This window comes from Paraburkholderia sp. XV, from assembly GCF_020177535.1.
GTDB classification, from domain to species: Bacteria; Pseudomonadota; Gammaproteobacteria; order Burkholderiales; family Burkholderiaceae; genus Paraburkholderia; species Paraburkholderia caribensis.
This window is the reverse complement of sequence record NZ_JAGUUD010000004.1, coordinates 66,477-76,927: the sequence shown is the minus strand read 5'-3', so window position 1 is coordinate 76,927 and position 10,451 is coordinate 66,477. Positions and strand designations below refer to the sequence as shown.

The following is a 10,451-nucleotide window of genomic DNA, read 5'->3' as shown; positions in this document are numbered from 1 at the left end:
CTCGTGACGATTTATTGGTTCGTCGCGCGCGCGGGCGTTGCTACAGTCGCGGCTCATCATCGATAGCGGCGATGAGCCGTTGCACGCCGCTACACGCATAACTATCAGAAGGTCTTTACCATGAAAATCCGATTCGCTGGCGCTGTCATCATGGGGTTGATGCTCGCCGCTTCCAGTGCGGCCCACGCCGACCGTCTCGACGACATCAAGAAGGCAGGCGTGCTGCGCGTCGCGACGTTCGACAGCAATCCGCCGTTCGGCTTCGTCGATCCGAAGAACAATCAGATTGTTGGACTCGATGTCGATTACGCGCGCGCCGTCGCGGACAAACTCGGCGTGAAGCTCGAAATCCAGCCGACCAATCCTGCCAACCGCATTGCGTTCCTGAAGTCGGGCAAGGTCGATCTGGTGTTCGCGAACTTCACGATCACCGACGAGCGCAAGAAAGAAGTCGATTTCAGCACGCCGTATTTTGCATCGGGCACGCAGTTCATCGCGAAGAAGGGCGTGCTGAAAACGCCGCAGCAACTGAACAGCCTGCGCGTCGGCGCCGATAAGGGCACCACGAACGAGCAACAGGTTCGCGCGCAATTCCCGGGCGCGACCATCGTCGCCTACGACGACACGCCGTTCGCATTCGCCGCGCTGCGCACGGGCAACGTGCAGGCGATCACGCAGGACGGGCCGAAGCTCGTTGCGCTGCTGGCGAACGTGCCGGACAAGGCGAATTACGAAATCTCGCCGTTCACGATTTCCAACGACTACGAAGGCGTGGGCGTGCCGAAGGGCGAGACGCGTCTGTTGAACGTGGTCGATGACACGCTCAAGGGACTCGAAGCGAACGGCACGGCGGGCAAGATCTACGATCAGTGGTTCGGCCCGGCCAGCCGCGCGCCGTTGCCGCGTCTGTTCAAGATCGGCGATCCGCAGAAGAGCTGAACGGCGCATGAACAGCTGGCTGGAACCGAAGTACGTCGGGTGGCTCGCGCACGGCTTCGAGATGACCTTGCTGTTGTCGGCATGCGTGATCGTGTCGGCAACGGTGCTGGGCTTCGCGCTTGCGATGGCGCGCAATGCGCGTAACGGCTTCGCTGCGCGCCTTGCTGCGCTGTATGTGCTCGTCTTCCGCAACTCGCCGTTGCTCGTGCAGTTGCTGTTCTGGTACTTCGGCGCGGCGACGCTGCTCCCCCAAAGCTGGATGGAATGGCTCAACACTCCGCATACGCTTTCCTTGTGGCGCTTCACGCTTGCCTGGCCGCCGTTCGAGTTCGTCGCGGGCTGGATCGGGCTGACGTGCTACGCGACGACGTTCGTCGGTGAAGAGTTTCGCGCGGGCATGCGCGGCGTCAAGGAGGGGCAGTACCAGGCGGCGGCCGCATTGGGACTGGCGCCGCTCGGCACGTTTCGCTACGTGATCCTGCCGCAGGCGATCCGCATCGCGACGCCGCCGCTTGCGGGGCAATACATGAACATCGTGAAGAACTCGTCGCTGACGATGGCGATCGGTCTCGCGGAACTGTCGTACACGTCGCGGCAAGTCGATACGGAAACGTTCAAGACTTTCCAGGCGTTCGGCGCCGCGACCGTCCTCTATATCGCGACCATCGCGGCGATCGAAGTCGGCTTGCTTCTATGGAAGCGCCGCAGCGCGCACGCGTGGCAGCGAGGCGCAGCATGAGCGCGATCGACTGGCTGCCCACACTGCGCTATCTGTTGCTCGGCACGTTTCCGAATGGCCCGCTCGGCGGGGCGGCGTTGACGCTGGTGATGTCGGTGGTGTCGGCGTTGCTGTCCGCTATCGTCGGGCTGGCGGGCGGCATTGCACTGTCGATGACGCACGGCGCGGCGCATCTCGCGCTCACTGCAGTGGTCGGCTTTTTCCGCGCGATTCCCGTCCTGATGCTGATCTTCTGGACGTTCTTTCTGATGCCGATGCTGCTGCACGTCGACGTGCCCGGACTCGCAACCGTTGTGTGCGCACTGGCGCTGATCGGCGGCGCGTACCTGTCGCATTCGGTGCAGGCAGGCATTGCCGCCGTCCGCGCGGGGCAGGAGCAGGCGGCCCTGTCGCTGGGCCTGACGCGCTGGCAGGCGTTGCGCCATGTGCTGTTGCCGCAGGCCGTGCGGATCATGACGCCGTCGTTCGTGAACCAGTGGGTGTCGCTGATCAAAGACACGTCACTTGCGTATATCGTCGGCGTGCCTGAGTTCACGTTTCTCGCCAATCAGGTCAATAACCGGCTGATGGTTTATCCCGTGCAGATATTCCTGTTCGTCGGTCTGGTTTATCTGCTGCTGTGTTCCGCGCTGCAATTTTTCGCAACGCGCCTCCTCGACGCCGGGCGGCGCCGCAATGCCGCCCGCGCGCACTCGCGAATCACCCGGTTCTCCCATGTCCAATCCGCCGATTCCTGAACCCAAGACCGCTCCCGTGTTACCGCGTCGCCGGATGCTCGGCGGGCTGGCGCTTTCCGCGCTGGTCGCGCCCGGCGTGAAGGCGGCGACGCTGTTGCGCCCGCTGAACGTCGATCCGTGGTCGCAAACGCCTGGCGCGCCGATCCTCGATCATCCGTATGGGCAGCCGTCGCCGCGCGAAGCGAACGTGGTGCGCCGCGCGGCGCGCGCATGGCCGATGCCGGGCGCAGCCTCTTCCCTCACGCCGCTCGCCGACCTGCACGGCACGATCACGCCGAACGGGCTCGTGTACGAGCGTCATCATTCTGGCGTGCCGGATATCGACCCGGACGCGCATCGTCTCGTCGTGCATGGCCTGGTGCGTGAGCCGAAGCTCTTTACGATGGACGATCTGCTGCGTCTGCCGTCCGAGTCGCGCATTCATTTCCTGGAATGCTCGGGCAACACGGGGAGCGAATGGAAAGGCCCGAGCGGCCTGCCCGTGCAGATCACGCACGGGCTGCTGTCCTGTTGCGAATGGACGGGCGTGCGTCTTTCGACCTTGCTCGAAGCGACGGGCGGACTTGCCGCCGCGCAGGACGGCCGCGCGCCGAAATGGCTGCTTGCCGAAGGCGCCGACGCCGCCGCGATGACGCGCAGCCTGCCGCTCGACCGGATTCTCGACCGGGCGCTCGTCGTCTACGCGCAAAACGGCGAGCGTCTGCGGCCCGAGAATGGCTATCCGCTGCGGCTACTCGTGCCGGGCTTCGAAGGCAACACGAACGTAAAGTGGCTGCGGCGGTTGAAGATAGTCGATGCGCCGCTGGAGACGCGCGAGGAAACGTCCAAATACACGGGGCTATTGCCGGATGGGCGTGCGCGGCAGTTCGTGTTCGAAATGGATGCGAAGTCGGTGATTACGCGGCCGTCGTCAGGGCAAAAGCTGACGGTGCACGGCTTTTATCCGATTGTCGGTCTCGCGTGGTCGGGACGCGGCGCGATTCGCCGGGTCGAAGTATCGACGGATGGCGGCAAGACGTGGCAGGACGCGGCGCTCGACGACACGCCGCGGGATCGGGCGTTGACGCGCTTTCAATCGGGCTGGGTCTGGAACGGCGAGCCAACGGCGATTCTGTCGCGCGCCACCGATTCGACCGGCTATGTGCAGCCAACGCGCGAGGCGCTCGTGCAGGCGCGCGGATTGAACTCGAACTATCACTACAACGGCATTCACCAATGGCGCATCGGCGCCGACGGAAGCGTGAAAAATGCTTAAGTCCATGTTTCGGGCGTCTTTGCTGTGCGCGTCGCTGGCCGCGTGCTCGACTTCGTTGACGGCCTCGCATGATGCGCAACGGCCAGCGTTGAACGCCGATCTGCGCAAATCCGCCGATGCGATCGGCACGCCTGTCAGCGACGCCGATATCGCCGCATGGAATATCGACGTCGCGCCCGATGGCCACGGTCTGCCTCCCGGCAGCGGCGACGTCGCGATGGGCGGCAAAGTCTTCGCGGCCAAATGCGCCGCGTGCCACGGTGCGAAGGGGGAAGGGCTGATCGGCGACCAGCTGATTGGCGGGCAGGGCACGCTTACCTCGGCGAACCCGAAGCGCACGGTAGGCAGCTACTGGCCGTATGCGACGACGCTGTTCGACTACATCCGCCGCGCGATGCCGTACAACGCGCCGCAATCGCTCAGCGCCGATGAAGTCTATGCGGTGAGCGCGTGGATTCTGAACCAGAACGGCATCGTGTCCGACGATGCGCGTCTCGATGCGCATTCGCTGGCATCGGTTCGCATGCCCAATCGCGATGGTTTTGTACCTGATCCGCGACCGGGCCGTCTCTAGTTGCTCAAGCCGTCTGCGCGAGTTGCGCGGGTTGGGCCGAGAACGGGTTCTCCGGACGCGGCAGTCCTAGATGATCGCGCAGCGTGCGGCCCGCGTACTCGGTGCGAAACAGTCCGCGCCGCTGCAACTCGGGTACGACCAGTTCGGCAAACTCGCTCAGTCCGCCGGGCAGCCACGGCGACATGATGTTGAAGCCGTCGGCGCCTTCCTCTTCGAACCATTGCTGCAACTGATCCGCGATGCTCTGCGGCGTGCCGATCACCTGCTGATGTCCGCGCGCGCCCGCGATGCGCAGATAGAGCTGGCGTATCGACAGATTGTCGCGGCGCGCGAGGTCGAGCAGAAGCCGTTGCCGGCTCTTGCCGCCATTGGTTTCCGGCAGTTCCGGCACAGGCCCGTCGACGTCGTACTTCGACAGATCGACACCGCCCGACATGTTCGACAGCAACTGCAAGCCGACAACCGGATGAATCAGGTCCTGCAACGCGTCGAACTTGTCTTGCGCTTCCTGCTGCGTCCTGCCGACAACAGGAAAGATGCCGGGCATGATCTTCAGATGCTCCGGCTCGCGTCCATAGCGCGCGAGCCGCCCTTTCACGTCGCGATAGAAATGCTTCGCTTCGTCGAGTGTCTGATGCGCGACGAAGATCACTTCGGCCGTTTGCGCAGCGAGTTCCTTGCCCGCATCGGATGCGCCCGCCTGAATCACGACGGGCCGTCCCTGCGGCGAGCGCGCGACGTTCAACGGCCCGCGCACCTTGAAATGCTTGCCGCGATAGTCGAGCACGTGCACCTTGCCGGGATCGAAGTAGACGCCGCTCGCCTTGTCGCGCAGGAACGCGTCGTCGTCCCAGCTATCCCACAGGCCCGTCACCACGTCGTGGAATTCCTTCGCGCGCTCGTAGCGCAGCGCGTGGTCGGGATGTCTGTCGAAGCCGAAGTTGTGCGCTTCCGTCTCCGTGCTGGACGTGACGAGATTCCAGCCGGAGCGACCGCCGCTCAGATGATCCAGGGACGCGAACTTGCGCGCGACGTTGTACGGCTCGTTGAACGTCGTGGATACCGTGGCGACGAGACCAATATGCGAAGTCACGACGGAGAGCGCGGACAGCAGCGTCAGCGGCTCGAAGTGATCGGCGCGGGCCGTGCGCGACAGCGAAGGCAGGTGCGTGTCGCGCACGCTGACGCTGTCGGCGAAAAAGATCGCGTCGAACTTCGCGCGTTCGGCGATCTGCGCAAGCTGCGCGTAGTGCGCGAAGTCGAGGCCGCCCGTCGCGTGCGTGTCGGGGTGGCGCCATGCGGCGATGTGATGTCCCGTCTCCATCAGGAACGCGCCGAGGCTGATCTGTCGCTGGTGTTGTCGTGCTTCGCTCACTGTAGTTTCCTTGATCGACGTCGAAAGAAATCGGGCTTCACCACGCAAGGCGCCATTCCGTGATGCGCGGCTCAGGCGTGTTCGCGCGCAGGCCGTTGGCAGGCGTGTCGTGATCGGCGGGCGCGGGCTGGTCGGTGAAGTCGGCGAGAATCTGCTCGCGCAGCCGCACGAAGCGCGCATCGCTGCGCTCGCGCGGGCGCGGCAGATCGACGTGAGCGATGCGCTTCACGCGGCCGGGGCGCGGCGCCATCGTCACGACGCGGTCGCCGAGATAGATCGCTTCGTCGACGTCGTGCGTGACGAGAATCATCGTGATCCGTTCGTGTTGCCAGATGCGCTGCAATTCGTTTTGCAGGCGGCCGCGCGTCAATGCATCGAGTGCGCCGAACGGTTCGTCGAGCAATAGCACGCGCGGCCGGTTCACGAGTCCTCGGGCAATCGCGACGCGCTGCGCCATGCCGCCCGACAACTGATGCGGATACGCATGCTCGAAGCCTTCGAGGCCCACCAGCGCAACATGCCCGGCGACGGCGTCGCGCTTCTGCTGCGTGGTAAGCGGTGCGTTGCGCAACGCGGCGAGAATGTTCTGCGAGGCCGTGAGCCACGGGAACAGGCGGTGATCCTGGAACACGATGCCGCGCTCGAGCGACGTATCGCGCACGCGTTCGCCGTCCACGCTGATATCGCCGCGAAAGTCGCGGTCCAGCCCTGCGACGAGCCGAAGCAGCGTCGACTTGCCGCAACCGCTGGCGCCGAGCACGCTGACGAATTCGCCCTGCGCGATATCGAGCGAGATATCGTCGAGCACGAGCAGCGTGCCGTTCGCTTCGTCCTGTTGCGCGTAGCGTTTGCTGACGTTGCGAATGCGGATGCCTTCGGAGACTGTCGTCGTCATATGCCGTTACCTGAATGTTGATGTCATGCGGCGGCGCGTGCGCGCGTTGCGCCATTGCGCCGCGCGAGCACGCGCCGTTCGACGCCGCGTGCCAGTGCGTTGAGCGCCCAGCCCGTGATGCCCACGACGATGATGCCGAACAGCACGAGATCCATCCTGAACTGCTCGCTGCCGTCGATCAGCGTATTGCCGATGCCGCTGCCCGCAACCAGCAGGTATTCGGCGCCGAGCGTCGCGAGCCACGAGTAGATCAGGGCGAGATAGATGCCCGTGAAAATCGACGGCAGCGCGGCGGGCAGAATCACGAAGCGCGCCATTTGCAGGCGCGAATAGCGAAACGCGCGCGCGACTTCCACATAGCGCGGCGACACGGCGTGGATGCCGTCGCACGTATGCGCGGCGACGGGCAGCAGCGCGGCCAGCGACAGGAACACGACCTTCGCCATATCGCCGAGACCGAACCACACGGAGATCAGCGGTATCCACGCGAACAGCGAGATCTGCTTGAAGGTGTCGAAGGTCGGACCGATCAGGCGCGTCGCGACGCGCGAGAAGCCGAGCGCCGCGCCGAGCAGCAGGCCGCCCGCCGTGCCGATCACGAAGCCGCTCGCTTCACGCGCAAGCGAAGCCGACAGCGCGCGCAGCAGCGCGCCGCTCTGAACCTGCTGCCACGCGGTGCGCGCGACATCGACCGGGCTGACGAGCAAGCCGCTCTTGACGAGATGCAACGACGACACGATCCACCACAACGCAAACGCTGCGAGCGGCAGCACGAGGCCGCGCCAGTTGAACGCGGACAGACGCGGTTTGAGTGCGGACTGACGCTCGGGCTTGACGGGTGCGTCGCAACTGCACGGCGGCGGACGGCTGGATTTGCGCTGCGAAAAAAGACCTGAAAGCGGACGGGTGGAAGGCATGACGTGTGTCCTCGATCGAATGATTCACTCGCGAAATGCCGACGGTTGTCCGCGCCGCAAACGGGCTTCGAGCGCATCGAGCGCGCGGTTGATCGCAAAGCCGATGGCGCCGACGATCACCACGGAAGCCATCACGAGGTCGAGTTGAAAGAGCTGCCGGCCGTACACGATCAGATAGCCAAGCCCTTCTGACGACGCGACCAGTTCGACCACGACGAGCGCGAGCCAGGCCTTCGTGAACGCGAGCCGCACGCCTGTCGCGAGCGTCGGCACGGCGGCGGGCAGCACGACATGCACGACGCGCTGAAAGCGGTTGTAGCCGAACACGCGTGCGACTTCATCGAGCGCGGCGGGCGTGTTGCGCACGCCTTGCATCGTGCTCAACGTGACGGGCACGAGCGCGGCATGCGCGATCAGGATGTACTTCAACGGCTCGCCGACGCCGACCAGCAACAGCAGAAACGGCAGCCAGCCCAGTACGGGAATCTGCACGAGCGCATTGAAGGCGGGCAGCACATAGGCTTCGACGGTGCGCGACAAACCCAATGCCGCGCCGATGAAAAAGCCCGCGAGCGCGCCGACGCCGAAACCGACCAGCACCCGCTGCAGGCTGACCAGCGTGTTGCGCGCGAGATCGCCGCTGACTGCGAGGTCGTACAGCGTGTCGAATACCTGTTGCGGCGGCGGAAGAATTTGCGGCGCGATCCAGCCGTGCGCGCAGCCGATGCTCCATAGCGCGAACAGCGCGGCGGGCAGCAGCCATGGCGCGAGATGCCACACGGCCGCGCGCACGCGCCGTTGCACCTGCTCCGACGCCGGGCTTGTCTCGTCCCGATCCGAGGTGGCGCGCTTCGTAATGGCCGGCCACTGGCCTATCGCCTTGCTCATCGCGGACTCCGTCAACCCAGCGGTTTGCCTTGCGCGTCGTAACGCGTCCAGTAGTGTTCGAGCGACTGGGTGCGCAGTGCGTTGTCGAGATAGCGCGTCTCGAACCAGCCGTCGACTTCGACAGGCTGGCGGATCAGCTTCAGCCTGAGCGCATCGCTCGCCACGGCCTTGTAGCGCGCGACGATGAACGGATCGACGAGCGGCGAGTTGCGCGACTTCAGAGGCTGGTTGGCGAACTCTGCCTGCCACGACGCGTAGGTGACGCCGCTCTTCGCCCACAGCTTGAAGAGCGCATCGCGGTTCGCTTCGTCGGACGACCATTGCGCGCCTTTGACGAACGAATTGACCACGCGCTGCACGATGTCGGGATGCGCGCGGTCGAAGTCGTCGAGCACGAGCAGATGCGACTGTCGCGTGAATTGCGGCCCGTCCGTCTGCGATTCGTAGATGATCTTCGCGAGGCCCTGATCGCGCAGCTTGTAGAGGTGATAGTCGTTGACCGACGCGTCGATGCCCTTCGACGACAACGCCGCCAGCGAACTCGCCGAGTCGAGATTGATCACGCGCAGGTCGCGTTCGTCGAGCTGGTTCGCGGCGAGCACGTTGTCCGCGACGAGTTGCAGATTGGTGCCGCGAAAGATCGACACGCGCCGGCCTTTCAGGTCCTTCACCGACTGCACGTTCGAATCGGGCGGCACGGCGATCTTCACGCCGACGCGCACGCCCGATTCGAGCAGAATGCGCGTCTTCAGGCCATTGGCGCGGCCGAGCACGGAAGGCAGATCACCCTGAAAAGCGAAGTCGAGCGATTTGTCGGCGATCGCTTCGTTGACAGCGGGCCCCGCGCCCTTGAAGAACAGCCATTCGACCTTGATGCCGTCGGCGGCGAATTCCTTTTCGAGCAGTTGCAATTGCTGCACCGTCGCGGCGGGCGAACCGCCGAACGTGGGCGGATCGCCCGCGCCTTGTTGCGCGACGCCGATGCGGATCACGGCGGGTTTATCGGCGTACGCCTGCGGCACGGTGAAGGCAAGCGCGGTTGCCAGCAGAACGGACTTCACGAGCGTGAAGGTGCGTCGGAATCGGTTGTCCATTGGATGAGCGAATGCAAACGGAAGAAGAGATGAAGGGCGGACGCCGAAGCAGGCGGACCGTCGCCGCGCGATGAGTGTGCGATTAGTGCGCGAGCGGTTTGCGAGCGGCGGTGAAGATCATGCGGCGCGTCAATTGCAGGCCACGCGGACCGCGATGCAATTCGAGCGCAGCGGCGAGGCGCTCGCGCAGACGCGCAACGTGCGGATCGGGCAGCGACGAGAGGAAATTGCCGAAGGAACTCGCACGGCTGAACGACAGCACGTCGTCGACGTTGTCGAATGCGTCGTCGAACTCGCGAATCTCGTTGAGCGTGAGCTCGAACCCCACGGAAGCCAGCAGCGTTGCCGTGCTTTCGCGCGTCAGCTTGTTCGGCGCGCCGATCTCCGCGTGCTGCGAGGCCGGGTCGCCGGCGTTCAGCGCGTGCAGCACGCGATGCAGTTCGTGCGGCACGTCAGCGGGCATGGTCGTGAAGCCGATCCGTCCGCCGGGCTTCAGCACGCGCCACGCTTCGCGCAACGCCTCTTGCTGGTCCGGTATCCAGTGAATCACGCTGTTCAGATAGACGACGTCGAAGTGCGCATCGGCGATTTCCGCGAGGTTTTCCGCGCGGCCGACGCGCGCCGCGAAACGGCCTTGCGCGCGTTGCAGCGCGCGTTCGACGCGTAGCGGCAATGGATCGATGCCGAGCACTTCGCCGCGCGCGCCGACGCGCTGCGCGGCCGATTCCGTCAGGCGGCCCGTGCCGCAGCCAATGTCGAGCACGCGTTCGCCTTCGCGCAGGTCGAGCGCGTCGAGCAGTTGCAGACCGTGATTGAACTGGCGGGTGCCGAGGCGATCGTATTCGTCGGCAAGCGTGGCTGAATCGAGCTGCAGGCTGGGTGCTTTCGACATGGGAATGAGCGCAGTGGTCGTCTTTGAGCGCTCATTCTTGTCGACGCAGTACGGGACGACAAGAAAGCATTCGAGCTATGGATATGCGCTGCGATGCTTTCCTGTCACGTTCTGGTGCAAATGCGGCTGCTATCGTGAACGCGTAT

General features: G+C 64.7%; 11 protein-coding genes. 5 read left to right on the top strand and 6 right to left on the bottom strand.

Annotated elements, in window-relative coordinates:
• Positions 1–120: 120 nt before the first annotated feature.
• From KFO72_RS03560 to KFO72_RS03540, 5 genes are read left to right on the top strand one after another with little or no spacing between them, the layout of a single operon-like run.
• Complete coding sequence (locus KFO72_RS03560) at positions 121–939, top strand: ABC transporter substrate-binding protein (RefSeq protein ID WP_035992597.1); 819 nt, start codon at positions 121–123, stop codon at positions 937–939.
• Between the two features lie 7 nt (positions 940–946).
• Positions 947–1,678: an amino acid ABC transporter permease gene (locus tag KFO72_RS03555; protein WP_225031403.1), complete on the top strand. Its 732-nt coding sequence runs from the start codon at positions 947–949 to the stop codon at positions 1,676–1,678.
• A complete protein-coding gene (locus KFO72_RS03550) occupies positions 1,675–2,415 on the top strand; it encodes an amino acid ABC transporter permease (protein WP_225031402.1) in 741 nt (246 codons plus the stop codon). The genes KFO72_RS03555 and KFO72_RS03550 overlap by 4 nt, the downstream gene beginning before the upstream one ends.
• Complete coding sequence (gene soxC, locus KFO72_RS03545) at positions 2,393–3,670, top strand: sulfite dehydrogenase (RefSeq protein ID WP_062918731.1); 1,278 nt, start codon at positions 2,393–2,395, stop codon at positions 3,668–3,670. The genes KFO72_RS03550 and soxC overlap by 23 nt, the downstream gene beginning before the upstream one ends.
• Positions 3,663–4,244, top strand: a complete 582-nt coding sequence (locus KFO72_RS03540) for a c-type cytochrome (RefSeq protein ID WP_060609393.1) — start codon at positions 3,663–3,665, stop codon at positions 4,242–4,244. The genes soxC and KFO72_RS03540 overlap by 8 nt, the downstream gene beginning before the upstream one ends.
• 4 nt (positions 4,245–4,248) lie before the next feature.
• Here KFO72_RS03540 and KFO72_RS03535 read toward each other — a convergent pair whose 3' ends face one another.
• From KFO72_RS03535 to KFO72_RS03510, 6 genes are all read right to left on the bottom strand, one after another.
• Positions 4,249–5,619 carry an LLM class flavin-dependent oxidoreductase gene (locus KFO72_RS03535; RefSeq protein WP_060609390.1) on the bottom strand — a complete coding sequence of 457 codons (1,371 nt, stop codon included), beginning with the start codon at positions 5,617–5,619 and terminating at the stop codon, positions 4,249–4,251.
• Between the two features lie 37 nt (positions 5,620–5,656).
• Positions 5,657–6,514: an ABC transporter ATP-binding protein gene (locus KFO72_RS03530; protein WP_054931293.1), complete on the bottom strand. Its 858-nt coding sequence runs from the start codon at positions 6,512–6,514 to the stop codon at positions 5,657–5,659.
• 23 nt (positions 6,515–6,537) lie between these two features.
• The gene (locus tag KFO72_RS03525) at positions 6,538–7,431 is read right to left on the bottom strand and encodes an ABC transporter permease (protein ID WP_224101384.1); all 894 of its coding nucleotides are present in this window, start codon (positions 7,429–7,431) and stop codon (positions 6,538–6,540) included.
• Between the two features lie 24 nt (positions 7,432–7,455).
• Positions 7,456–8,319 (bottom strand): ABC transporter permease, encoded by an 864-nt coding sequence (locus KFO72_RS03520; RefSeq protein ID WP_225031401.1) that lies wholly within the window; start codon positions 8,317–8,319, stop codon positions 7,456–7,458.
• Positions 8,320–8,330: 11 nt separating this feature from the next.
• Positions 8,331–9,413, bottom strand: coding sequence for an ABC transporter substrate-binding protein (locus KFO72_RS03515; RefSeq protein ID WP_060609376.1), 1,083 nt, complete (start codon positions 9,411–9,413; stop codon positions 8,331–8,333).
• A gap of 82 nt (positions 9,414–9,495) precedes the next feature.
• On the bottom strand, positions 9,496–10,305 hold the full coding sequence (locus tag KFO72_RS03510; protein WP_225031400.1) for a class I SAM-dependent methyltransferase: 810 nt from the start codon (positions 10,303–10,305) through the stop codon (positions 9,496–9,498).
• Positions 10,306–10,451: the final 146 nt, after the last annotated feature.

Coding starts and splice junctions, on each gene's coding strand:
- KFO72_RS03560 (WP_035992597.1), top strand. CDS start 121: ATGAAAATCCGATTCGCTGGCGCTGTCATCATGGGGTTGATGCTCGCC.
- KFO72_RS03555 (WP_225031403.1), top strand. CDS start 947: ATGAACAGCTGGCTGGAACCGAAGTACGTCGGGTGGCTCGCGCACGGC.
- KFO72_RS03550 (WP_225031402.1), top strand. CDS start 1,675: ATGAGCGCGATCGACTGGCTGCCCACACTGCGCTATCTGTTGCTCGGC.
- soxC (WP_062918731.1), top strand. CDS start 2,393: ATGTCCAATCCGCCGATTCCTGAACCCAAGACCGCTCCCGTGTTACCG.
- KFO72_RS03540 (WP_060609393.1), top strand. CDS start 3,663: ATGCTTAAGTCCATGTTTCGGGCGTCTTTGCTGTGCGCGTCGCTGGCC.
- KFO72_RS03530 (WP_054931293.1), bottom strand. CDS start 6,514: ATGACGACGACAGTCTCCGAAGGCATCCGCATTCGCAACGTCAGCAAA.
- KFO72_RS03525 (WP_224101384.1), bottom strand. CDS start 7,431: ATGCCTTCCACCCGTCCGCTTTCAGGTCTTTTTTCGCAGCGCAAATCC.
- KFO72_RS03520 (WP_225031401.1), bottom strand. CDS start 8,319: ATGAGCAAGGCGATAGGCCAGTGGCCGGCCATTACGAAGCGCGCCACC.
- KFO72_RS03515 (WP_060609376.1), bottom strand. CDS start 9,413: ATGGACAACCGATTCCGACGCACCTTCACGCTCGTGAAGTCCGTTCTG.
- KFO72_RS03510 (WP_225031400.1), bottom strand. CDS start 10,305: ATGTCGAAAGCACCCAGCCTGCAGCTCGATTCAGCCACGCTTGCCGAC.